A 23,245-nucleotide genomic window follows, 5' to 3' on the forward strand; every position below is an offset into this window, starting at 1 on the left:
GACCTTTTATGCCTGCTCACCGTCATGCTCCTGGCGTCTCTGCTCCAGCGGCGCATGCTTCCTGAAGATCTCAACGTAAAAACTGGTTCTGCCGCACGGCGGGAGAGTTCATCATCGCCGTCCACGGTACTTCCACAGGGAATGATTTGGTAGTTTGCATTGGCGCCCTCAGATCTCATCCTTCGGGCAAATCGTCCAACCAGCAGGCGCCTTCGAGGTTCGGCCGGGAAAAGATCTTTCCGATCTTTTCTGAAGCCTTGTTTTGGTGATATCGCATATAGACGCGGCCATCAGTTCCAAAGTCGAGAATCTCGATCTTACCAGTGTAATGCGACATGATGTATTTAAATGTCTTTTGAATGCCGCTCAGGCGTTGGTTGATGCCATGCGAAATCTCCAGGCCGCGGCGCAGTGGAACCTGAAAATGCGATGCACCTTTCACCGGCCTGCCTTGAAATAGGTAATATGGGCGGACACCCATATGGTGACACTTGGCGAAGGTCGCGGCCAAAATGTCGGGGTCATCGTTGACTTTCGCGAGAAGCACGCACTGGTTTAGGAACTGCGTACCACGCGCCCGCAATGACCGAATGCTTCGCTCCGCATCGGCCGAAATTTCGCCGATATGGTCAAAATGCGTAACGATCACTGCGGATTTTCCAGCTACATGGATCCGTTCGAACAAGGCCACTAGAGCAGGATCCTCAAACCTTTGGGGCGCGTAGGCGAGCATTTTTGTGCCAAAACGAATGGAATTCAGATGTGGGAATGGCAGCAGATGATCAAGAATTTCATGGAGGCTGGCGGTGTTGAGCACGAACGGGTCACCTCCTGATATCAGGACGTTCGTCATCTCAGGATGACCTCCAATGTATCGCGCAATCTGCCCAAGGTCAGCTGCGATTTCATCTGAGTCCTTGCCGACAATGCGTTTGCGGAAGCAATAACGGCAGTATGAAGCGCAGCGGTCCGTTGCAAGCAACAATCCTGTTTGCGCGTACTTGTGCTGAAACCCGGGCGCGACCGTGTTTTCGTGCTCTCCGCTGGTATCCAGAGTGCCGGGACCGTCGAACTCTTCGAATGAGGGCTCGACGATGAATTTAAGCTGATCATAATGACCACTGTTGATGATCTGTTCACGATAGAATTTTGTAACACGATAACGCGTGATGCTGTTTGCTTCCACCTCGGCGGGGGTGACTGCGCGTGCCCCCTCAATGAAATTTATGATCTTGGACGACAACAGCGGGTCCGAACTGATGAGCGGAGCCACTTTTAATTTTGTCGTCTTACCTTGGATAGTTCGAGTGGTCTTCATCTAGAGCCCTTAATAAAAAAAGGCGAGAGGCAATTGTCGTACGGTTCTTCGTTATGCACCTGCAATCAATGTGCCGTCGACGATCTGATTGCTGTCAAAGTGACGCAAAGTCAGGTTACGCAGGCGTCCACAGAATACAAGGGTCTTCAGTGTGTCAGGGCCAGAACAGAAATGGACCCAAGTTGACACGACCAATGTAAGGAATGATTGAGCCGTTGTTTTTCGAAGCACCATCTGATGTGGTTGCCGCCGCTGTCATGCGCTTGTCTTGCGGCGTGCTGATTTTTTGGCGCGCGTGGCTGGGGCTTGGCTGGACACCGCTGCTGCGGCGCCCCGACGATGCCAATATCGAGGATCTGCTGCCCTTCAACTTCAAAAGCCAGCCAGCATAAGCCGCCGCTCTTCAAAACGATTTACAACGTGCACTGAAAAGAGCGCTACCAATAATCAGCAATGCAGGACGATTATTGAGCCTGCGGTAGGTTGTCGCCACAAGTGTGGCGGTCGCTCCTATCCCTTGCAAACGGGATAAACCAGGTTGATGGGCCACCGTTCTCGATGGCCGACAGCGGGTAAGATTTGTTTCCCTTCGCGATGATCATGTAACACCCGGCATCCATGGCGATCCTTGCTGCCATCAACTTCGTCAGCATGCCACCCGAACTATGACGAGAGACGGAATGACCGGCCATGGCCTCTATTTGGGGGGTAATGCGTCGCACCTCTGTGATCAAACGGGCCGACGGGTTGTCGTGTGGATCTTCCGTGAAGAGGCCATCTATGTTGGAAAGCAAAATAATTATGTCAGCCTGCACCAACTCTGCGAGCTGGGCCGCCAAACGATCATTGTCGCCAAAACGGGTGTCGGCAGTTGCGGTTGTGTCGTTCTCATTGATAACGGGAACGGCGCCAACTTTGAGGATTTGTCGAACAGTTGACAGAACATTGAGTCGGCGATGCGGGTTGCGTAGATCTTCGCCCATCAATAGTATTTGTCCGAGTCCAAATCCAAACCGTTTTAAGCTCTGTTCGAAGGCAAGCATGAGTCGAACTTGACCGATGGCTGCAGCCGCTTGTCGCTCTTCACTTCTCAGAGGAACGTCAAACTCATTGAAGTGACGTGACCCAACCGCGACAGCACCGGAGGTCACGATGATCACCTGCTGCCCACGTGAGAAAAATCGGACCACATCTTCTATCATCGTTTCAAGCCAAGAACCGCGAATGTCTCCGGTTTCTCCGTCGGCAATTAGTGCGGAGCCAATCTTCACGATTATTCGGTGAGCGGAAATTAATTGCGCCGTGGTCATCAAGTGTTGCCTCGCTAAAAGGAACGCACGTCTCTGCAATCTACACTGGGCAACTCAATATTCATTGCGAATTGCCCTTTACCTAGAGCCTTTGAGGCTGCTGGAGGAGTTTAACGGCACGGCGTGTTCTTCTTCGCCAGAGGTAGAGAATGGCGTGATCGACCAATCGATTAGACCGACCGCATGCTGAAGTATGGCCTTGGTCTGTGCAAAGCTGGATGAAGCGGCGATCACATGTCCTATGCGGTCCCGGTAGTCACCTTTCCTGACTATCTGCGTCTTAGGCTTAACATAAAATTTGACCTCTACAACGCCCGACACGGCAGCCGCCCGACTGTCGCCGTCGATCCAACTGAGGGTGCCATCGCGATCAGGGAGTAGGAATCGCACGGCTGCAGTCTGGAGATACGTGGTGCGTAAGTCACATTCCACGCCGGTGGCAAGCTTAATGTGCTCGGTTACGAGATCGACACCATAAGCAAGATGAGCCCGCCGAGGATAGGTTCCGCCCGCAATACGCGGATTGACTTCTATTACAACTGGGCCACGCGTCGTCCACCGCAATTCAATGTTGGTTGGCCCCCACCCAAGTCCCAGAGCTCCCAAACAGCGCAGCGCCACGTCGGAGATTCGCTCGTGCTCGTCGTTAGTCAGCAGGGCCGGAAAGATGCTCTCACGAAAGAGAAAATGTGGTGGATGATCGAAATCGGCGGCGCTAATCCCAATGACCTCATTTCCCATCGTGTCGGCTTCATAGAACGGGCCCTGTGCGAATTCTTCGACCAGGATCTTCGGTGAAGACCGCCATGTATGCTTCCCACCTAAAAGATGGGCCGTATGTTCGGCCAACTCGGCGACGTTTCGGCACAGTCGAACACCGATGCCGCCGATACCCCCGATCGCAGGCTTGACCACCACTGGCAGGCCGATTTCCGCGGCACAGCTTTCAACCTCCGCCGCGTTAGTGGCCAGGCGATAAGCAGGTATCGGAACGCCTCCATCAGCGAGCAGGCGACGTTGAATGAATTTGTCGCAACATTGTTCGACCGAAGCGGGGTTTGGTCCCGGTAAATCGAATTGCTGGCAGAGCTTTCCGGCGGTCGCGTAGACCTTCTCCTCGGCGCTTGTAATGCCAACAATTTCGTAGGTCTTACCCAGCCGAGAGCATTCGTTGATCAGCGCATGGAGATTGTCTGTATCGACTTGGATTGCTTCAACACCTCCCGCTGCGAGATAGGGGTACTGAGCTGGATCGGTCGATAGGGTAATTGGATGAAGGCCAAAACTCTTGGCAGCTTGGACATATTGCTCACCAGTACCATGTCCGTTGCCTTCAAGCAGGATGAGCGCTCTTCTTGCCATTGACTGCTGACCCTCCGTTGCGGGATTTGCGGCGGTCCGAGCGTATCCGCATCAACCTTGCTAGCTACGCCCGGCCACAGATCTGCAGTGAACGTACCATCCTCAGCGAATTGCGGACGTAAAGATCTTGTAAATTTTTTGTTTGACGGATCTAGGTGTGCGATGTTTTGATCGGCGCACGGTGGAATGGAGCATCACCCAGCCTACTGGCGATATCGGTAATCACGCGGTCCGAAGAATACTCGTGTACTACCGTCACAATAACGACCGCTCAGACCTTTGCACCCTTGAGTGATCGTAATTGCTTCAGGGATCCTCTCGTTGCCTTGGCTGGCCGGGGTATTGCATCAGCGATCTAGCAAGAGCGCCGTAGAGCCGGGGGCCGACACAGCTTTTCAGTCGGAGAATGAAGCAATTGACTCATAAAGCATTAATTTGTATCAAATGATTTATGCAGGATACTTAGCCTCGACGCGCCGCAATGAATTTGGCTGAGCGGCCTGGCAGCGGAAGGGGAGCCACGACCTGAAAACCAAACGCTCTCCCACTTCTGACGGCAGCGCCAGCAGTCTCTCCGAAACATACCGACAGTAAGCGGAAAGCAGAGAACTCAATGACAAAAAACCTCATAACCAGTGTGCACGCCAAGGGCGACGCCTTCTCGATTGGTTGTGCGCTCGGGAAGGCCAATGCCACAAGCTTCCTCGAGTATCGGCTTGGCACGGAGCAATTTCGCGCTCTAGATGCTCGATGGCGCGGATCGGAATATTTGAAGAATTTGGAAGCTGCAGCCCGCGCGGCATATCCCCGCTACGTGCGCGAAATCGAGGGTATCGCAGAAGGTGCCGGCAAGGATTTCGAGACCATCTTCCTATTGAATTGCCAGACTGATCTGCAGATTCCAGACGCCGCCTCCGCGGCAAAAGCTGTTGCCGGAATGGGCTGCACGACTGTCCTAATACCAGCTGAATGCAATGGGCCGGCGGTTATCGCCCACAATGAGGACGGCGAGCCCGAATCGCTGGGTGCCAATTTCTGGGTGGAGATTGAGCCCGATGTGGGGCCGGCGTGGAGCAGCTTTATGACCGCGGGCATGCTGCCGGGCGGTACCTTCCGCCTGAACGAGACCGGCCTGGTCCAGACGATCAACGCGATCACCCCGAACGACCAAAAACCTGGCGTGCCCCGACAGGTTCTTTGCCGCGCCATTCTTGATGCTAAAAGTTTGGACGAAGCGGTCGGCATTTTGAAGCGCAATGACCGCTCGTGTGGATTCCATCACACTCTTGGCGATGCGAAGACCCGCAAGGTACTCTCTGTCGAAGCGCCGGCCTCAGGCTGCGTCGTGGTAGAGGTTGCTGAACCGCGAGCGCATGCCAACCATCTGCTCTCCAGCGAGTTCAGTGGGGTGAAGCAGACCATCGGCGCTTCCTCCCGTGACCGACAAGCAGCGGCGGATCGAATGATCGGCGAAGGCGCGTTGGCGGGTGGAGCAGAAGCGGTGCTGTTTGACGAGACCACTCTAATCTTCAAGGATTGGAAAGACTCCCGGACCCTCGCGACGAGTGTTTTCGAGCTTTTTCCAGACCGCATCGAGTGGCGGATACATGCGGCTCGTGACGAGCGAGCTGCACTAAGCGGAACAATGCGCGTCGTCTAATGCGGCCTCAAGTCGCCGAGCGGTGCGACGTCGTCGTCCGGGGACCGAACCCACGGGTGCGTCTGGGCAGCGATCAGCCACGTCAAAAAAACTGCAGCCGGTCTGTTCAAGGCCCGGCCAGGTGAAAAATCCCACAAACCCCATTGCGAAGTTGCAAGGAAAGATATGGGCTATCATCTCAGAGACGATCAGTATCAACGGCTCGTCGTATTTCACGAGCGCGCCGGCCGCCTGTCGGATTCCGAAGCCTTAATGGCATTGGCAGACAACGCTTTCCAGGAGGAATTTGGCCACAAGCTCTTTACCCTCCTCAAGGTTGATAGAGCCGCAGGCGTTATGCGGCGGATCTACTCGACCGACCTCAATTACAGTCCCCTCGGAGGAACGAAGCCCCTCGCCGATGACGAGTGGAGTAGGCGTGTCGGCGCTGGTCGGCACTTTCTGGGCAAAGATTGCGAAGACATGAAGCGCTACTTTGCCGACCACGAAACATTGATCAAAATGGGCCTCGTGGGTGTATTGAATACCGCAGTCGTTTGGCGGAACGAGGTCATTGGTTGGATCAACCTCTTGGATGCTGCCGAACATTATACCCTCGAGATGTGCGATCTCGCAGGCCTATACGCGCAGGCTCTCGCGCCTTCTTTCCTTGCTAACTGAAATGCACGGCTCGAAACGCGTCGATGTATGCCAGACGCTCAGCATGATCTACATTGACGGCCGGTCGGTTTGGGTCCGCATTCTGTATCGGCGCGGACTTTTGTAGGTAGTTCGCCCGACGGCGCTCCACCCGCACGAGAGTGAATTCTAAAGCTCTCCGCGGCGCTTCGAGCGAAGATGAGACTATCCCAAGTCGGGTCGGAAACTATCACTTTGCTGGAGGCGACGCCGAATTAACGACGCCGCTCTCTTTATGGGAGATGAAGACTGCCCTCACCGTTCAACAACGGGTAAATCGATGTAGCAACCGTGAGGACCGCGATGCAACTTGAGCTGCGGCGGTTCTCCGTCAGCGGGTACATTGGCGAAACTCGTGCTCTCGCTTCCCGCTAGACACACCCTCAAGCTATAGTCCGCTGGTATGAGCGCCGAAATCGGTAACAGTGTAAACGCCAATCTGGTCGGTTCTCCTGGTGTGAGCGGCTCGGCGTCGCTTTCCAAATAGCTTTGTTGTGGTCCGAGCGCGCCGAAAGGCGAGGCAGTCCATACTTTCCGATGACGCGCACGCAACTGGCCTTCTGTAAGGTAGCAGGAGGTCCCATCAGGTTTAACTGCTTCCAAATAGACGAAGAAAATACCGTCTTCACGGGTTGAGGTTATGTTCAGATCCACAACTGGATGCCCGGTGATCTCCAAATCATTCTGCAGCGGTTCGCTCGTATAGGCCAGTCGAGCCGCATCGAACTGTCGCCGATCTCCATAATCGATTTCCCATGTTCCAATGCCACCATTGGTGTCCCATCTGTTTGAGAGGACGTCCCCCAGTTCACGGTCAACCTGCAGAGTGTCGTAGCCCGTGTCACTCGGCGATGAGCTCAGGCGCGAGCCACTTGCCATATGCCATCGTTGTCGGACGGCCGGGACTGGCCATGAGCGCGTTGACTTCCAGGATCCCTCGCCGCACGTGTAGTAGTGAATGACTTTATCGGCCTGCAGAGCAGCCTCGCCCGTGAAACAAGCATCAATGAATCGAATATCATTTGCGTGTTGCGCCGCCATGATCGGAGCGCAGTCCTGAACATCAGCACGCAGTGGGTCATATGGTTTGCGGCCGCCATGGTTCCACGGACCAAGAATGATGTTCATGGGGTTCGACTGGAGTAGAAATCGCCGGATAGACCCGAGGGGCGACCCAGAATCGAACCAACTGCCCCAATTTTGAATCGGAACCCCCGATTGCGAGATAAGGTCAGCCGACGCCTGTGGAGAGAAATCGAACCCAGAACGTTTGCTGAGCCAATCGTCAAAGGACGTGGTTTGCTCGACCGGCTGGAATGACGGCGCGCGGCCGTGTTCTTGCAGCGCGGCCGTCAACTCCGCTTGGCTTCCCACCGGACGAATTCCCGCACGGAGAGTTGAGGCGCGATCAGCATTGATCTCGCTATTTTCGTCTCTGTTCAACGATTCAACCAGTTGACTCCACCTGTCGAGGGTAAGGTTCGGAACACCTCCTGGATAGGTTTCGAAAAAGATATCGTAGTCGACATAGCGCGGCACGATGCCTTTCAGGGCGGGATGATTTCTCGAAGCAATAAGGTCTGCAGAGTTGGCGGTGTAGGACACGCCGTACGCAAGCACATTGCCCGTCGACCAAGGCTGTGCAGCGATCCAGTCTAACACGTAACTAAAGTCGAGGATTTCTTCGCGCGAGCGGTGACCTGGCCAAACGCCGAACGAGGCGCCGGTACCGCGAACATCTCCAACCACCACCGCATAGCCTTCTGGAACGAACAAATCCGCATATTGATTGGACGGCTCGCCCTTCTTTCCGCGCCCATAACAGGTCATAACCAAGATGGTGTTGCGCTTATGATCCGCGCTATCGCCCATCGGACGAACCACGTCCAAAGCGAGCCTGACACCTTCGTGCGCATACACATACGTCGATTCCAATGGGCCGAGTTTCTCTCTGCCTGCAGCTTTGGCACTGAGATCAAGGCGGTATACTGGATTTTCGTTCGGCTCGGCCTGGGCCTGAAAGCGAGAATCGGTCATGCAAACGCTCCTGTGAGTGTGCGACATATGTTTCAGTACGTAGTGTTTTGCGGCATTTGTCTTACCAGTGCAGGGGCGCCGGCCTGGAGGGTGCGGATTGCGGGGCGCGACCGTGTTAGCCAAGCGATCCCACTAGCAGCTTTATGGTAGGCCGTTCGCGGCTCTGGGCGTGCCACCGCTCCACCGGAGCGATGACCAAAGGGCAAAGCGGCAAAATCGCGATCGCGACTAGATTCTGTCGGGACGAAGTGTCACAGAACAGTCTGGCTTCTTAGATCCTTAGACGCCCGTGTCAGCACTTCAGGCTTTTCCCCGATGACGACCGTATCGTCTTGTCGGAAGCCGCCGAGTCCATAAACATACAATCCGGGCTCGACCGAATAAACTTCGTTTTCGAGCAAGGCACGGTGATTGAATGCCATGTCTCCGGGGTACTCGTGGCACAACAAGCCCATGCCGTGTCCTGTCCGGTGCATGATGTAGTTTCCAAAACCCGCTTTTTCGATGATTGCCTGCGCTGCTGCATCAATTCCCGACACCGGTCGACCCGCCACAGCGGCTTCAATTCCAGCTTCATTTGCAGCGAGCGCGACCTCGAAGAAGCGTTCCTGCCGGGTATCCGGCTTGCCACAGAACCAGGTCCGCTCATTCTCCACGACCACTCCATTAATGCGGGGGATAATCAAGTTGATCATCACGTGTCCTTTTTCGAGGATCGCACCGGATCGCTTGCCGTCCCCGTGTGGAGCTGCCGACGGTGGACCCGAGATCGACCACAGGTCGAGCAAGGCAACATCCTGCGCTGGAAAGCGTCGTGCGGCCTCCTGCGCTAACTCGGCTCCCATCATCATATCCAATTCCATCAGGAGCCGACCCGGACGGATACTCTCCCGGTAGCGATCCTGTAACCAGTCGGTCAAGCTCGCTATCTCGCGCATGAGTGCGATCTCTTCGGGATGCTTGACCCAACGAAGCGCTCGAAACTCTTGCGTCTTCATTAGAGGACGGGCCTCAGGTAGCAGCGCGAACGCCTTCTGCAATGGACCGCCACCAACATCGGTCCCGATGCGAGCTCTCCCGAGACCTGCACTTCGTAGTTTTTCGGCAACCATCTCCGGCCATTCATGCACAAGATGCATTCGATTGGAGAGGACTGGATGCTCCGCATAAAAGCTTGTGTCGGATACCCAAAGACGCCCGTCTTCGTGCGCATATCGCCAATTGTTTGTCGAAAGCTCATTGAGGACAACAAACGGCGCGCCGTTCCTCGGGACGACACAGAGAATTGGCCGCTCCCAGGTGGTGACATCCGTCTGGAAGTTGGTCGCGAACTGAAAGAACTCTGTGCTTGCGAAAGCGACAGCATCCAGGTTCTCGCGATCCATCAGTTCATTTAGTAGCTTGTACCGATACTCACGCACATTATTGCCCAAGTATGCCATCTGACCTCTTCTCTTTTCCTGAAAGCTTACCTGGTGTCTTCGACCGGCGGTTCGCAGAGTGAAATGATGCCGATCAGCGACCGCGCTTACGCGGATGAATCGGCCTCTTTGGAACCGAATGAAACATATGAGTCGCTATTGTGTCAATGATCCATTTGAATCAGGTACGGTTAAAAACCACGTCCCGGAAGTCCAGAGCCTGCAGGCGCTCCCGTAGGGCTGGCGTCGGCAGCAGTGTTCGGCAGATGGTAAACTGAGGCGACCAAAGGCTCAGATATCAATAATACGCTTGATGCATATTGAGCGTTATAAAACATTTGTTGCATTCCTTATCGTGTTGCGTTAGGACATTGATGGTAGCGGTCGAGGAGGCTGCTGCCTGAACACTGCAATCGTTTATGCGCCACCGTCTTGGTGAATGCGGGACCGAGTGGAAACGCAGGAACCGCGTGCTTTGGTCTGACATCGCCGGCGTCGTGTTCGCCGTACACTGATGAAGTGAGATCCCCGTGCGCCATGAGCAAGGAATTAACAGAGGGAGAACGAAATGAGCATTCTGATAAATCGCCGGCGGTTCATGCAGGCTACTTCGACCGCAATTGCGGTAGGCGCGTTGGCTTCCGCGGCCGGCCGTGCAACGGCCGCCTCCACCGGCGAGCTCAAAGTCAACATGAGCGGCGGCAACTGGGGCGATGCGGTGATGAAGGCTTACGTCGAGTCCTTTGAGGCCGAGACCGGAGTCAAGGTGACGCGCGTCAATGCGGACTTCTCATCGACACAGATTGCGATGATGGTCGATACCAAAAACGTTTCGGCCGACGTCGTCAACCTTGGTCAAACCAATGTCGATCCGCTTACTGCCAAGGGCTACCTCGAAAAGATCGATTATTCCATCTGGAAGAAGGAAGACCTGGAAGCAATCGCAGAAAACTGGAGGCAACCGAACGGCTTTGCTTCGTACGTATACTCGGTGAATATGGTCTGGAACACGAAGAAGTTCCCGGCAGGAAAGCCCCGGCCGACCACCTGGGCGGAATTCTGGGACGTCAAGAAGTTCCCTGGCGTTCGCTCCATCAATACCGGCGAATACGGAAGTGGGCCTTGGGAAGAAGCATTGCTCGCGGATGGCGTTCCGATGGACAAGCTCTACCCGATGGATATCGACCGCGTGTTTGCAAGCTTGGACAAGATCAAGCCGCACATTCGCAAATGGTGGACGAGCGGGTCGGAAATTCTTCAGATCATGCGAGACAACATCGCCGACATCGTGCAGTCCTATGACGCGCGCGCACTTACCCTTATTGATGAAGGTGGGCCAATCGAGATCAACCGCAACCAGGCGAAACTGACAACGGACTATTGGTGCATCCCGAAGGGCAGTCCGAATGCCGAAAATGCTCAAAAATTTATTGCGCTGACAAGCCGCCCGGACCGACAGGCCGAGTTTGCAAAGCTTATCGCGCAGGGCCCAACGAACAAGAACGCCTTCAAATTGATTCCTGACGATGTCGCCCGAAAACTTGCGTCGCATCCCGACTACGAGGCGATCAGCTTCGCTATGAACGCCAAATGGTATGCCGAGGTTGGATCGGACGGAAAGTCGAACAAGGAGCGGCTTGTGCAGCGTTGGAATGAGTGGATTCTTCAGTAATCCTCTGTCCCCAACGATCTATCGGTGGCGCTCGTCCAGTCGGCGCGGGCCGTCAAAGGTTAGCGCCACCTCTTCCCACTACCTGCCTTACGGGACTGCATGCCAAAGTTGCTCATCAGTCCTGCTGGAGTATCGTAATGAACTTGAATCTGAAAAATCATCTTCCTGCCGAGGACGAAGTGTTGCAGAAGCTTCCGGATACCGCTCAAATCGAATTTCGCAATGTTTCCAAGATCTATGGGGCCGTTGCTGCGGTTAAGGATATCTCCCTTTCTGTTTCGCGCGGCGAGTTCCTTACGATTCTTGGACCGAGCGGTTCTGGCAAAACGACAGCATTGATGCTGCTCGCCGGCTTCACGACCCCTACCGGAGGAGACATCCTCATTTCCGGCAAGTCCGTGTCCGAAGTCCCGTCTTACCGCCGCGACCAAGGCATTGTCTTCCAGAGCTATGCACTTTTCCCGCACCTTACGGTGCATCACAACTTGGAGTTCCCGCTCGAAATGCGCGGCATCAAGGCCTCTGACAGAGCGTCGCGGGTCAAAAGAATGCTTGAGCGTGTTCGCCTGGGTGAGTTTGGCGAGCGCATGCCATCACAATTGAGTGGGGGCCAGCAACAACGCGTGGCCGTCGCGCGCGCCTTGATTGCAGATCCACCGATTTTGCTGCTGGACGAACCGCTGGGCGCGCTCGATCGAAATCTGCGCGAGCAGATGCAAGTGGAAATCAAAGAGCTGCACAAGGAGTTTGGGAAAACGACCATCTGCGTCACCCACGATCAAGAAGAAGCACTCACGCTTTCGGACCGCATCGTTGTCATGCGCGCCGGTCAAATCGAGCAGATCGATACACCGGAGGCCTTGTACGATCGCCCCAAAACGCGCTTTGTCGCCAACTTCCTGGGTGAAGCAAATATCCTCGAAAGCGTTGATTTCAAGATTGAATCGGACGTTGTTCCTTCTTCCGGTATGGTATCGATGCTTCGGCCGGAGCGCATTTGCGTCAGTGTGCCTTCAGCAGCAAGGCGCGCAGATGCGGACCACAGACAGTCCGTCTCGGGGATCGTGGACGATATGATCTATGCTGGACCCTTGAGGAAGTACCGGGTGCGGGTTGGGAATGCGACGCTGATCGCGCGCGAACATGTGGCATCGGGCCAGCAAGTCTTCCGTCCGGGCGAAGAGGTTCGCCTTGATTGGCTTCGATCCGACATCCGGTTTGTCGCTGCGTAAAGCGGAAGGACAGCATCCATGACAACACTTCAGAGAATCCGGTCCACGCCGATGTTGCTAACTTTGCCAGCGTTCGCTGTGCTGTTTGCGATTTTCGGCATACCCATGCTCCTTCTTTTCGCGACCAGCCTCAATGCGCCAAATCTGTCTTTTGCGAATTATATCGCTTTTTTCGAACAGCGCTCATTTGTCCTGATCCTGATTCAGACCTTCAAGATCAGCTTCATAGCCACGGCACTTTGTTTGATCATCGGCTACCCGACGGCTTATTTGATTACGATCGCCGGCCGTGCAAGACCAATCCTCCTGGTGCTTGTCTTCCTACCTTGGCTGACGAGTGCTCTGGTTCGGACCTACGCATGGACTGTCGTCTTGGGTGATAGTGGATTGATCAACCGCGTGTTGCTCAATTCGGGCATAATCGATAGCCCTTTGTCTCTCATCTATAATCGTTTCGCTGTTTATGTTGGCATGGTGCATATCATGTTGCCCATGATGATTTTGCCGATTGTCAGCGTGATGATGAGCATTGATACTTCCTTGATGGCAGCCGCTCGCAGCATGGGCGCAAAGCCGTTCACCGCCTTTCTCCGGGTCTTCGTACCTCTTAGTATCCCGGGCGTTCGAAGCGGCTGCATATTGGTTTTTGTTGTTTGCCTGGGCTTTTACATCACGCCACAAGCATTGGGCGGCTTGGGCGACACCATGCTTTCAACCCTCATCAATTCGCAGCTTACAACATCGTTGAACATTGCGGCGACCGCCGCGGCAGCCTTTATATTGTTGGCGATGGCGCTCGCGGTTCTTTCCGTAGCGGGCGTCAATCTCGCCGGCGCGCATGGACAGCCTGCTTCAAGCGAGCAGAACGCCCGACGACGTAAACTGCCTTCATTCGACAAGGCATCCCGCTATCTCAACGAGTTTCTCGTCCCGTATCGGGCGCGACGCTGGGCAGCAAAGCTCCATCAAGCGCAGCGGGAAACCCCGTGGTCCAAGATTGCGGGGGCAGCATTCCTTGCCGTCGTTGTCATCTATCTATTGGCGCCCGGTTTCATCGTGATCATCGTCTCGTTAAATGCAGGGGAGTTCCTCGAGTTCCCACCTAAGGCTGTTTCGCTCAGATGGTACTATTCGTTCTTCAACGACCCCTCGTGGATCGGCGCATTGTGGAACAGCTTCCAATTCGGCGTAATTGTCAGCGTGGTATCGACCATAGTCGGCACATTGGCAGCGTTTGGCCTCAGCCGGTGCTCGTCGCGCTTGCGCTCGGGTCTAACCATGGTGATCCTGACGCCGATTACCTTCCCAATCATTGTTGTTGGTGTTGCTGTCTATACCGGGCTGGCCAAACTAGGATTGGTTGGAACGAACACCGGGATCATCCTGGGCCAGACGATCGGAGCCATCGGCTATGTCGTTGTCATCGTCCTTGCGACACTCGCAGGATTCGACAGGAGGCTGGAACAGGCGGCAATGAGCATGCGCGCCGGGCCGACCCAGACGTTCATGCGGGTTACTCTCCCGTTAATCCGCTCTGGTATCATCGGCGGCGCGCTCTTCGCGTTCTTGGCTTCCTTCGACGAGGTCATCATCACGTCGTTTGTCAGTGGCTATGCGATCCCGACATTGCCATTGAAAATGCTGGAAAACCTGAAGCAGCAACTTGACCCGACGATCGCTGCCGTTGGCGCTTTGCTGACAATGTTGCCAATCGTCTGGCTGGTTGCGCTTTATTTCACGCTTTGGCGCGGAAGAGGGGCGTTGAAGAGTGCTCCGGTCGCCGCGACCTGAGTCATCATACTCATGCCGGCTCCGTAACTCGCAGCCGTGAAACTGACTGCCTGTCCCAGAGCGAACTCTGGGGCGGGCTCCTGGCTCGAAGACTGCCCGGCGCATTTACTGCGCAATGGAGCTCATCAATCGCTTGTGCTCAAAGCCGAAGCCGGTCACGACGGACTTTCTAGGCAAGCTCTGGTTTCATTGACGCATTAGACGGTCATCCCTCGGGTGACGGCGCGTTCCCTATTTGCTGTCAGTCCGTTCTTTGCGGGACAATTCCGCGGCAACCATCAGGTCCACTCATCGGACATCGACTGATGTGCGAATAACTTCAATTCCGGTTGCAAGGTCAGGAGGCGCCGTTGGCGCGAGTAGCCGGCCTCGTAAACGTCGCTAAATCTTTCGTCGCGGAATGGACGTCGCATACGTGTTCATTGCAGAAAGATGGCGATCGGCTAGCTTCAACTCTTTCAAGGCCGCCGCACGATCTCGGCTCGCCAGTAGACCACATAGAACTTCAGAGACGGCCAGCGCTGGCGCCAGCGTGTGAAAGAATGTTTGGCTTTCAGTCGGAAAGAAGACAACGTGCTCTGCGATCGTCACCAGGGGAGACACTTCGCTGTCGGTGATCGCCAGGATGGACAGTCCCTTCTCACGGGCGGCCTCGGCAAGCTCAAGCGTCTGAAGCGAATAGGGGTTGATGGAAATCGCCAAAAGCACGTCCTCATGAGTTGCGCGGATGAGGGGGTCGCCGCTTGTTCCAGCCGGACCATCCAAGTGGACAGTCTTTTCGCCGAGCAATGTCATGACGTAGTGGAAATGCCACGCGACCGAGTGGCACGAACGCAAGCCGAGCACGAAAATCCGCCTCGCTTTTGCCAGGTGCTCCGCCATTGTATCCAAACGCGAAATCGTATCAGGGTCGCGGAGCCGATCGATCTGCGCGGAGAGACCTTGGAGCATCCTATAAGCCAAGCCCTCACCATTCGCCGCCCCTTCTTCTCTTTGTAAAGCCCTGGCCGCAAATCCGTCGGCGCTCACCCTGATGACGTCGGCGTGTTGCTCTCGGAAATCTTCATACCCGGAGAATTCAAGAAACTTCGCCAGCCTCGTCATTGTCGATGGCTGAACACCGGCATTCCGCGCGAGTTCGCGCATCGAAACGAGCGCCACCTCCTGCGGATGTTCCAATATGTGTCGAGCCGCTTGCTGCAACTGCTCGGACATGTCGTCGAATCGCTCGATGATCCGAGCGTGTAATGGGCCTTTTTGCAACATTTGCCTCACATACGATGTCATAATTCACCTGGACCATCTCTCTCGGGAACTAAAAAGTCAAACAGCCGTCGGCTATCTCACATCACAACCGCTCCAAAAATTCTGACTTGAGAGCGGGAAAACAAATGCATCAAAACGTGATTTATAAAACAGTTGTTGCATATTTCGCCAAAACCTGCAAATCAATGGATGGAAACGTTCGAAAGCCGGACGGATAAGCACCCCGAGATGACCATGACAAAAATTCTCCATCGAACGATCGGAACAACTCTGCCAACCGCGGTCGCGGGGGAGGGCATCTACGTCGTGGATAGCGAGGGCAGGAGCTACCTGGATGGGTCGGGGGGCGCCGCCGTCAGTTGCCTCGGGCACAATCATCCAGAAGTTCTTGACGCAATGAAGCTACAGATGGGTCGGATCAGCTACGCCCATACGTCGTTCTTCACGACCGACGTCGCCGAGCGGCTTGCCGAGCAATTGGTTGAACTTGCGCCCGAAGGCCTCGATTATGTCTATCTGGTGTCTGGCGGTTCGGAAGCTGTCGAGGCCGCTCTCAAAATGGCGCGCCAGTATTTTGTCGAAGTCGGGCAGCCGCAGCGGCGCCACATCATCGCACGTCGGCAAAGCTATCACGGCAATACGATCGGTGCCTTGGCAACAGGCGGCAATGCCTGGCGCCGTGCCCAGTTCAAGCCGATCTTGCCTGAAACGCATCATGTTTCTCCTTGCTATGCCTACCGCGACCTGCAGGTGGGCGAAACGCCGGAGGCTTATGCCGAGCGTCTTGCTGCGGAACTGGAAGACAAGGTTCTTGAACTTGGCGCGGACAAGGTCATGGCCTTCGTCGCCGAGCCGGTGGTCGGTGCGACGCTGGGTGCCGTTGGCCCGGTTTCGGACTATTTCAAGCGGGTTCGGCAGGTGTGCGACAAGTATGGCATCTTGCTGATCCTCGACGAGGTCATGTGCGGAATGGGGCGTACCGGCACAATCTTCGCTATGGAGCAGGAGGGCATTGTCGCGGATCTGGTCACGATTGCGAAGGGACTGGGCGGCGGCTTTCAGCCGATCGGAGCGGTATTGCTCTCCGAAAAGATCTACCGTGCGTTCGCCGACGGGTCGGGTCTGTTTCAGCATGGACATACCTATATCGGACATCCGATCGCAGCAGCGGCAGCCAGTAAGGTGGTTGAAATAATCACGCGCGCGGACATGATGGCAAACGTCATCCGGATGGGCAAGCGCCTCCAGGCCGGGCTCGATGAGGCACTTGGACAATCACCCTATGTCGGCGACATCCGCGGTCGTGGTCTTTTCCGCGGCGTCGAGATCGTGGCCGACAAAGACACCAAGCAACCTTTCGATCCGGCCCGCAAGATGCATTCCCGCATCAAGAAGGAAGCCATGCGCAGAGGCCTTATGTGCTACCCAATGGGCGGTACGATCGACGGCGCGCAGGGCGACCACGTGCTGCTAGCACCACCCTACATCATTCAGCCTGAAGAAATCGATTTGATTGTCGAACGGCTTTCCGACGCCATCCGCGCCGCAGTAGTAGACTGAGGTTCTCGCGAAATGACAACATCGTCCTGTCCGCCTATCGCTGATGAAAACTGGCCCGCGGAAATCGCGGACATGAAAACGGGCTTTGCCGGCGCGCTGAACGTCTATCGCACCATGGCTCATCATCCCGCGCTGCTGAGAGCGTGGGCTCCGCTGCGGCAGCATATCGTAAAAGATAGTGCGTTAGGTCCGGTCCGGTCCGAGCTCGTGATTTTGCGCGCGGCACATCGTATGGGCTCCGCCTATGAGTGGTCCCACCATGTAAGCCGCGCTCGCGCTCTTGGTATTTCCGATGCGCGAATCCGGAGTATGGCTGGAACTCCCGATGGCGAAGAGGGCGTACTTGCCGGTGCTGTCGACGCGCTATTTGACGGCGCACGTCTGCCTTCGCATCTCGAGCAAGCTATTGCTGCGAGCATAGGTCGGCAAGCCGTGTTCGACCTTATGGCGACCGTCGGCTTCTATTCGGTGCTCGGTTTCATATTGATGACTTTCGACACGCCGATCGACCAAGACGTTGTCGACGAGATGGCTGAACACCCAATCTGATGGAGCAAAAAACGAGAGTTCGGCCTTCCGATCCAGCCGTGCCCTTAGGCTGCAGGTTCAAGCGTGGAGCCGATCAGGAGCCGATCAATACAGGGATAACGACGGCCCGCTTTGCCCCCTGACAGACGGGGAAATATTGGCGCGGCAGCCGCGGCCGAATGGGAGATCAAGAATGATAAAAGAATTGCACTTCGCACTGGGAGAATTCCAGACCCGTCTAGCAGCCGTTAAAAAGGAAATGGCGAAGAGAGAGATTGACATCCTCCTCCTCTCAGAACCGCCGAACCAGAACTACCTTACCGGCTATAATGCGTATTCCTTCTACACACCGCAAATGGTGATTGTGGCGCAAGACCACGCAGAACCGATTTGGATCGGCCGTTTCATGGACCGTGTTTCGGCTTCCATGACCACCTATCTGGCCGAGGACAATATCCGAGCCTATCCCGACACCTATGTTCAATCGGCAACGCTGTCGGCCTATACTTTCATGGCCGATATCGTGAAGGAGCTCGGAGGGGAAAAGGCGCGTATCGGCGTCGAGATGGGGGGATATTACTATCCGGCCCGCGGCCACGCAGATCTCACGCGAGCCTTGCCGAATGCAGAGTTCGTCGACGCCGATCTTCTTGTTGGATGGATCCGGCTCGTAAAGAGCCCAGCCGAGGTGGCCATTATGCATCAAGCTGGCCAGCTTGCGGATGCCGCCATGACGCGCGTCATCGATATGGTGCAAGCCGGGGTCCGTGAGTGCGATATTGCTGCTGCGATCTATCACCAGCAGATTTCGGGCACGCCCGAGTTCGGTGGCGACTATCCTTGTTGCCCCCCCGATTTGTGCATTGGCGAACGCTCAATCGCGCCGCATGCCGCCTGGACGGACGACCCCCTGCCGGAGTCCACCGTTGTCAACCTGGAACTGAACGGTTGCCGGCATCGCTACCAGGTCAACCTGGCGCGCACGATCGTCGTCGGCCAGCCTTCATCCGCTTTCCTGAACCTGTCGGAAATCGCTGTTGAGGCCTTGAATGCCGGGCTGGAAGCAGTTCGGCCCGGTCGCACCTGCTCGCAGGTCGATGCCGACTTCCGCAAGGCGCTTGCCCGCCACGGGATCGAGAAAGAGTCTCGCATTGGTTATCCGACCGGCATTGGGTTCCCTCCGGCCTCAGGCGAACGAACGGCAAGCATTCGCAAGGGCGACGAAACCGTACTCAAGCCGGGTATGGTGTTCCACATGATGCCTGGCCTGTGGCTCGACAATGTCGGGATCACGATCACACAGAGCTTTGCGGTCTCCGAAACGGGTTACGAGCCCCTGACGAAGACGCCGCGCAAGCTCTTCGTCAAATAGAGACTGTATCCGGTGCATACTCGTCTGGTTCCAGCATGTCTGCTTCGTTTCCGAAATGGCCTAACCAGTTCGGACGAGTATCTGCGCCGGGAACGTCGAAGCAACCGGCCTATGCCAGGTCGCATCGGCGCTGCAGGCCTCCGCGCGGGCTCCCCAGGTTCTTCTTTCGGGGAGGTAGGTGATGGTTGAACTCGATCGCGCCGACATTGCGCTTCTCCAAGCCGTTCAGAAAAACAACCGGCTGACCTCTGAAGAACTCGCGGGGATGGTCCACCTCTCGCCGACGGCGTGCCAACGGCGTTTGAGAAGGTTGCGCAACGAGGGCGTCATCGAGGGAGACGTTTCCATCGTCTCGCCCAAAGCAGTCGGACGACACATCACCATGATCGTCATGGTGTCCCTTGAACGGGAAAGGGCCGACATCGTCGATCGATTCAAGGCTGCGATACGAAATACGCGTGAGGTGATGATGGGTTTCTACGTAACGGGAGATGCCGACTTCATGCTCGTGATTACCGCGAAAGATATGCAGGACTACGAGCACTTCACGCGCCGGTTTTTCTATGAAAACGCAGATATCAAAGGCTTCAAGACCATGGTTGTGATGGACCGTCTCAAGGCCAGCTTCGCTATCCCGCTCGAGGTGTAGTGATGATGTCGCAGCGACGGATCCAGTGTCACCTCCATTTATGCAGGGACCCTGCGTGATGTGCATTCGAATCGACGGGCCGCGCAGCTCCGCTGCTAGGTGCAACAACAGACACCATGACGACTAGACCAGGAGACCACCATGAACATGCCTACCAACAACTTCCTCTCCGAGGTCGAGCGTAACGCAGTCGTCGAGATGCGGCACGCCATGCATCGCGAGCCCGAACTTTCCAACAACGAGTGGAAGACCCAGAAGCGGATTATCGAGACCTTGGCCGCCTTCGGCCTGACCGAAGCAAAGACGTTTCACAAGACCGGTGTCTATGTCGATATCCAGGGCTTGGCCCCAGGCGCAAATCGTTCGATCGCGATGCGCGGAGACATCGACGCGCTTCCCATTCAGGAAGCCCGCGACGACCTGCCGTATCGGTCGCAAGTGCCAGGCGTCATGCATGCGTGCGGTCATGACATGCATGGCTCAATCGCCTTGGGAACGGCGCTCGCTTTCCATCGCATGCGCGAAAATTTCTCAGGCAGGCTGCGAGTGTTCTTTCAACCCGCTGAAGAAGCAGAACCACTTGGCGGCCGGACTGTCGTTGAAGAAAACTTGCTAGACGGGTTCGACGCCGCAGTGGGATTTCATGTCCGCACTGACATTCCAGCCGGCTCCTATGGCGCCCGTGCGGGCGCCGTAACAAAGTCAGCGGATCAGTTCTCGCTCGAATTTATCGGGACGATGGCACACGGCGCCAAGCCTCACTTGGGCGTGGACGCGATCGCGATAGCAGGCGCCTTCATCAACGAAGTTCAGAAGGTGGTGTCGCGCGAAATGCCGGTTGACGATGGCGCTGTCGTTACGATCGGCACGATCCACGGCGGGGAAGCGACGAACATAATCTGCCCTTCGGTCACAATGACCGGAACGATCCGGACGAGCAGTCCCGAGAGGAGAAAGTTGCTGGTTCAACGGGTGCGCGAAATTGCCGAGGGCGTTGCTGCGATCCATCGAGGCCGGGCCGAATTTAGCTCACACGCGGGCGAGCCTCCTGTGGTCAACGACAACTCAATGGTCGAGCGATTCAAGCAGATCGTCGTGCAGTCCGATGGCGAGGACAAATATATCGAGGGTTCGGCAAGCTCCGGCAGCGATGACTTTGGTTTTTACTCCGGCTGCATCCCGTCAATCTATTTCTGGTTCGGCAGCAAGGAGCCGGGAAACGAATCCGGCGTCCATACGCCGACGTTCGGGGTGTCCGACCAGACTCTCGTCCCGACAACCGAGCTGGCGATCCGCTACTGCTGGGAACTCTTTCAAAGCGCGTAACGCGCGGCTGGTGCGGAGGGAGGACCTTGATGATTGACCTCGACGACATTGAAGGCGCAAAACGGCGCATCAAAGATCACATACTCACTACGCCGCTCGCGCATTCTCCGTCTCTGTCGAACTGTTGCGCTGTGCCCGTATATCTAAAGCTGGAGCACCATCAGACGACAGGCAGTTTCAAGCTGCGCGGCGCCTTCAATGCCATTCTTCAACTGTCCGCGGACGAGCGGGCACGCGGCGTTGTGGCCGCGTCGACGGGCAATCACGGTCGTGCTCTGTCGTTCGCAGCCAACACGTGTGGTGTGACGGCCACGATCTGCATGTCGAACCTGGTCCCCGAAAACAAGGTCTCGGAAATTCGCCGGTTAGGTGCCGAGGTCCGTATCGTCGGAAAATCCCAGGATAACGCTCAGGAAGAGGCCGAGAGGTTGGCGGGCGAGGGACGGTGCCTCGTCCCGCCGTTCGATCACCCGGCAATCATTGCCGGTCAAGGAACGCTAGGGCTAGAAATCGTCGAAGCGTTGCCGGACGTGGCGACTGTGCTCATCCAGCTCTCGGGGGGCGGTTTGGCTTCTGGGGTGGCGGCAGCCGTGAAAAGCCAGCGGCCGGATGTGCGTATCATTGGGCTCACGATGGATCGCGGCGCTGCGATGAAGGCAAGCCTTGATGCAGGTCGCCCGGTGCAGGTCGATGAGTTTGAAAGTCTGGCGGATTCGCTCGGCGGCGGGATTGGCCTCGCCAATCAATGGACTTTTCCCATGTGCCGCGACCTCTTGGACGATGTCATTTTGTTGAGCGAAGCCGAAATAGCGGCTGGCATCCGACATGCATACCTCCAGGAGCGCGAGATCGTCGAAGGCGCAGGGGCGATTGGCATCGCGGCGCTCCTGGCGAACAAAGTGCGCAACCTTCATGGACCCGTCGTGACTGTGCTGTCGGGCCGCAACATCGATATGAATTTACATCGTCGCGTCGTGAGCGATGAGACAGCAGATATTATTGCGAGGACCACGTCATGAGATCGATGACCATTTTGACTGAACGGCAACTGAGAGATCTGGTGACTCTTGATCTGGAGGCTGTGCGTTGCGTGGAAGAGGCATTTCGCACGCTTGCAACAAAAAAAGTGGTGATGCCGCCAATTCTTCGCCTCGATATTTTGGAGCATCGCGGTGAGGTTGACGTCAAGACGGCCTACGTACCTGGTCTCGATGGCTTCGCCATCAAGATCAGCCCCGGCTTTTTCGGCAATCCCGAAATTGGCTTGCCCAGTACAAACGGCCTTATGGTTTTGCTGTCAAGCAAGACCGGTTTGGTTCAAGCATTGTTGCTGGATAATGGTTATCTCACCGATGTTCGGACGGCCGCAGCAGGTGCCGTGGCTGCAATGCACCTCGCTCGCAAAGACGCGTCGGTGGCTGCTGTCTTTGGCGCTGGTATGCAGGCGCGCCTACAGTTGCAGGCGCTCATGCTGGTCCGACAAATTCGTGAGGCGCGGATTTGGGCGCGTGACGCTGCCAAAGCCAACAAGACGGCCCGAGAACTGTCTGACCAATTGGGCATCAGCGTCATCGCTTCCGATAGCCGGGAAGCAGCCGTTGCCGGTGCGCATGTGATCATCACCACAACGCCGGCTGATCAGCCGATCCTGGAAGCTCGATGGCTCGAACAAGGACAGCACATCACGGCGATGGGCTCCGATGCCGAACACAAGAACGAAGTAGAGGCCGAGGCTATTGCGCGCGCCGATCTCTACGTGGCTGACAGCCTCGCTCAGACGCGACGCCTCGGTGAGTTGCATCACGCGATTGAGGCGGGGGCTGTCGCGGAAGATCGTGCCCTTCGAGAACTCGGCCAGATTGTTGCCGGTGCTGTGGCTGGACGCACCGACGATCGCCAGATCACGATCGCCGATCTGACCGGGACGGGTATTCAAGACACTGCCATTGCAAATCTTGCTTTCGCAAGAGCGCTGGCCGTCAAAGCCGGAACAACAATAGACTGATGACGTGCCTGGGCCGGCACTGAAGTCGGTGGCCGCCTGGGCGTGAGGCGCAGTCGAG

19 protein-coding genes are annotated in these 23,245 nt (G+C 56.1%); 13 read left to right on the forward strand and 6 right to left on the reverse strand.

The window, feature by feature from the left end:
• Window positions 1-175 precede the first annotated feature (175 nt).
• Window positions 176-1,318, reverse strand: a complete 1,143-nt coding sequence (locus tag RTCIAT899_RS21175) for a KamA family radical SAM protein (protein ID WP_004128843.1) — start codon at window positions 1,316-1,318, stop codon at window positions 176-178.
• A gap of 215 nt (window positions 1,319-1,533) precedes the next feature.
• Here RTCIAT899_RS21175 and RTCIAT899_RS33545 point away from each other — a divergent pair, with 215 nt between their 5' ends.
• On the forward strand, window positions 1,534-1,710 hold the full coding sequence (locus RTCIAT899_RS33545; RefSeq protein WP_154660804.1) for a hypothetical protein: 177 nt from the start codon (window positions 1,534-1,536) through the stop codon (window positions 1,708-1,710).
• A gap of 72 nt (window positions 1,711-1,782) precedes the next feature.
• On the opposite strand, the gene proB is transcribed toward RTCIAT899_RS33545, so the two are convergent.
• The gene (proB, locus tag RTCIAT899_RS21185) at window positions 1,783-2,628 is read right to left on the reverse strand and encodes a glutamate 5-kinase (RefSeq protein ID WP_004128845.1); all 846 of its coding nucleotides are present in this window, start codon (window positions 2,626-2,628) and stop codon (window positions 1,783-1,785) included.
• A 78-nt stretch (window positions 2,629-2,706) separates the two neighbouring features.
• On the reverse strand, window positions 2,707-3,990 hold the full coding sequence (locus RTCIAT899_RS21190) for an ATP-grasp domain-containing protein (RefSeq protein WP_004128847.1): 1,284 nt from the start codon (window positions 3,988-3,990) through the stop codon (window positions 2,707-2,709).
• 613 nt (window positions 3,991-4,603) lie between these two features.
• Here RTCIAT899_RS21190 and RTCIAT899_RS21195 point away from each other — a divergent pair.
• Window positions 4,604-5,650: a C45 family autoproteolytic acyltransferase/hydrolase gene (locus RTCIAT899_RS21195; RefSeq protein ID WP_004128849.1), complete on the forward strand. Its 1,047-nt coding sequence runs from the start codon at window positions 4,604-4,606 to the stop codon at window positions 5,648-5,650.
• A 165-nt stretch (window positions 5,651-5,815) separates the two neighbouring features.
• Entirely contained in the window at window positions 5,816-6,310 is a 495-nt protein-coding gene (locus RTCIAT899_RS21200) for a hypothetical protein (RefSeq protein ID WP_015342013.1), read from the forward strand.
• Between the two features lie 273 nt (window positions 6,311-6,583).
• Here the strand turns inward: RTCIAT899_RS21200 and RTCIAT899_RS21205 are convergent, their stop codons facing one another.
• On the reverse strand, window positions 6,584-8,365 hold the full coding sequence (locus tag RTCIAT899_RS21205) for a CocE/NonD family hydrolase (RefSeq protein WP_004128850.1): 1,782 nt from the start codon (window positions 8,363-8,365) through the stop codon (window positions 6,584-6,586).
• 251 nt (window positions 8,366-8,616) lie between these two features.
• Window positions 8,617-9,807: a M24 family metallopeptidase gene (locus tag RTCIAT899_RS21210; protein WP_004128852.1), complete on the reverse strand. Its 1,191-nt coding sequence runs from the start codon at window positions 9,805-9,807 to the stop codon at window positions 8,617-8,619.
• Window positions 9,808-10,354: 547 nt separating this feature from the next.
• On the opposite strand from RTCIAT899_RS21210, the gene RTCIAT899_RS21215 reads away from it, so the two are divergent.
• From RTCIAT899_RS21215 to RTCIAT899_RS21225, 3 genes are all read left to right on the forward strand, one after another.
• Window positions 10,355-11,458 (forward strand): ABC transporter substrate-binding protein, encoded by a 1,104-nt coding sequence (locus RTCIAT899_RS21215; RefSeq protein WP_004128854.1) that lies wholly within the window; start codon window positions 10,355-10,357, stop codon window positions 11,456-11,458.
• 137 nt (window positions 11,459-11,595) lie between these two features.
• Window positions 11,596-12,690: an ABC transporter ATP-binding protein gene (locus tag RTCIAT899_RS21220; protein ID WP_004128856.1), complete on the forward strand. Its 1,095-nt coding sequence runs from the start codon at window positions 11,596-11,598 to the stop codon at window positions 12,688-12,690.
• 18 nt (window positions 12,691-12,708) lie between these two features.
• Window positions 12,709-14,481 (forward strand): ABC transporter permease subunit, encoded by a 1,773-nt coding sequence (locus tag RTCIAT899_RS21225; RefSeq protein WP_004128865.1) that lies wholly within the window; start codon window positions 12,709-12,711, stop codon window positions 14,479-14,481.
• A gap of 381 nt (window positions 14,482-14,862) precedes the next feature.
• Here RTCIAT899_RS21225 and RTCIAT899_RS21230 read toward each other — a convergent pair whose 3' ends face one another.
• Window positions 14,863-15,747: a MurR/RpiR family transcriptional regulator gene (locus tag RTCIAT899_RS21230; RefSeq protein ID WP_004128868.1), complete on the reverse strand. Its 885-nt coding sequence runs from the start codon at window positions 15,745-15,747 to the stop codon at window positions 14,863-14,865.
• 234 nt (window positions 15,748-15,981) lie between these two features.
• On the opposite strand from RTCIAT899_RS21230, the gene RTCIAT899_RS21235 reads away from it, so the two are divergent.
• From RTCIAT899_RS21235 to eutC, 7 genes are all read left to right on the forward strand, one after another.
• On the forward strand, window positions 15,982-17,307 hold the full coding sequence (locus RTCIAT899_RS21235; protein ID WP_004128870.1) for an aspartate aminotransferase family protein: 1,326 nt from the start codon (window positions 15,982-15,984) through the stop codon (window positions 17,305-17,307).
• A gap of 12 nt (window positions 17,308-17,319) precedes the next feature.
• Complete coding sequence (locus tag RTCIAT899_RS21240; protein ID WP_004128874.1) at window positions 17,320-17,856, forward strand: carboxymuconolactone decarboxylase family protein; 537 nt, start codon at window positions 17,320-17,322, stop codon at window positions 17,854-17,856.
• 136 nt (window positions 17,857-17,992) lie between these two features.
• The gene (locus tag RTCIAT899_RS21245) at window positions 17,993-19,207 is read left to right on the forward strand and encodes a M24 family metallopeptidase (protein WP_244441502.1); all 1,215 of its coding nucleotides are present in this window, start codon (window positions 17,993-17,995) and stop codon (window positions 19,205-19,207) included.
• A 181-nt stretch (window positions 19,208-19,388) separates the two neighbouring features.
• Complete coding sequence (locus RTCIAT899_RS21250) at window positions 19,389-19,856, forward strand: Lrp/AsnC family transcriptional regulator (protein WP_004128880.1); 468 nt, start codon at window positions 19,389-19,391, stop codon at window positions 19,854-19,856.
• 141 nt (window positions 19,857-19,997) lie between these two features.
• The gene (locus RTCIAT899_RS21255) at window positions 19,998-21,182 is read left to right on the forward strand and encodes a M20 family metallopeptidase (protein WP_004128884.1); all 1,185 of its coding nucleotides are present in this window, start codon (window positions 19,998-20,000) and stop codon (window positions 21,180-21,182) included.
• A 29-nt stretch (window positions 21,183-21,211) separates the two neighbouring features.
• Window positions 21,212-22,201 carry a hydroxyectoine utilization dehydratase EutB gene (gene eutB / locus RTCIAT899_RS21260; RefSeq protein ID WP_004128886.1) on the forward strand — a complete coding sequence of 330 codons (990 nt, stop codon included), beginning with the start codon at window positions 21,212-21,214 and terminating at the stop codon, window positions 22,199-22,201.
• Window positions 22,198-23,187, forward strand: coding sequence for an ectoine utilization protein EutC (gene eutC, locus RTCIAT899_RS21265; protein ID WP_004128888.1), 990 nt, complete (start codon window positions 22,198-22,200; stop codon window positions 23,185-23,187). The genes eutB and eutC overlap by 4 nt, the downstream gene beginning before the upstream one ends.
• Window positions 23,188-23,245 lie beyond the last annotated feature (58 nt).

Source organism: Rhizobium tropici CIAT 899, assembly GCF_000330885.1.
Lineage (GTDB): Bacteria > Pseudomonadota > Alphaproteobacteria > Rhizobiales > Rhizobiaceae > Rhizobium > Rhizobium tropici.

What these genes read in the sequence shown, in the direction of transcription:
- RTCIAT899_RS21250 (WP_004128880.1), top strand. Translation starts at nt 19,389, where the DNA reads ATGGTTGAACTCGATCGCGCCGACATTGCGCTTCTCCAAGCCGTTCAG.
- RTCIAT899_RS21235 (WP_004128870.1), top strand. Translation starts at nt 15,982, where the DNA reads ATGACAAAAATTCTCCATCGAACGATCGGAACAACTCTGCCAACCGCG.
- eutC (WP_004128888.1), top strand. Translation starts at nt 22,198, where the DNA reads ATGAGATCGATGACCATTTTGACTGAACGGCAACTGAGAGATCTGGTG.
- RTCIAT899_RS21215 (WP_004128854.1), top strand. Translation starts at nt 10,355, where the DNA reads ATGAGCATTCTGATAAATCGCCGGCGGTTCATGCAGGCTACTTCGACC.
- RTCIAT899_RS21190 (WP_004128847.1), bottom strand. Translation starts at nt 3,990, where the DNA reads ATGGCAAGAAGAGCGCTCATCCTGCTTGAAGGCAACGGACATGGTACT.
- RTCIAT899_RS21200 (WP_015342013.1), top strand. Translation starts at nt 5,816, where the DNA reads ATGGGCTATCATCTCAGAGACGATCAGTATCAACGGCTCGTCGTATTT.
- RTCIAT899_RS21220 (WP_004128856.1), top strand. Translation starts at nt 11,596, where the DNA reads ATGAACTTGAATCTGAAAAATCATCTTCCTGCCGAGGACGAAGTGTTG.
- RTCIAT899_RS21195 (WP_004128849.1), top strand. Translation starts at nt 4,604, where the DNA reads ATGACAAAAAACCTCATAACCAGTGTGCACGCCAAGGGCGACGCCTTC.
- RTCIAT899_RS21175 (WP_004128843.1), bottom strand. Translation starts at nt 1,318, where the DNA reads ATGAAGACCACTCGAACTATCCAAGGTAAGACGACAAAATTAAAAGTG.
- RTCIAT899_RS21255 (WP_004128884.1), top strand. Translation starts at nt 19,998, where the DNA reads ATGAACATGCCTACCAACAACTTCCTCTCCGAGGTCGAGCGTAACGCA.
- RTCIAT899_RS21230 (WP_004128868.1), bottom strand. Translation starts at nt 15,747, where the DNA reads ATGTTGCAAAAAGGCCCATTACACGCTCGGATCATCGAGCGATTCGAC.
- RTCIAT899_RS21225 (WP_004128865.1), top strand. Translation starts at nt 12,709, where the DNA reads ATGACAACACTTCAGAGAATCCGGTCCACGCCGATGTTGCTAACTTTG.
- proB (WP_004128845.1), bottom strand. Translation starts at nt 2,628, where the DNA reads ATGACCACGGCGCAATTAATTTCCGCTCACCGAATAATCGTGAAGATT.
- RTCIAT899_RS21205 (WP_004128850.1), bottom strand. Translation starts at nt 8,365, where the DNA reads ATGACCGATTCTCGCTTTCAGGCCCAGGCCGAGCCGAACGAAAATCCA.
- eutB (WP_004128886.1), top strand. Translation starts at nt 21,212, where the DNA reads ATGATTGACCTCGACGACATTGAAGGCGCAAAACGGCGCATCAAAGAT.
- RTCIAT899_RS21210 (WP_004128852.1), bottom strand. Translation starts at nt 9,807, where the DNA reads ATGGCATACTTGGGCAATAATGTGCGTGAGTATCGGTACAAGCTACTA.
- RTCIAT899_RS21240 (WP_004128874.1), top strand. Translation starts at nt 17,320, where the DNA reads ATGACAACATCGTCCTGTCCGCCTATCGCTGATGAAAACTGGCCCGCG.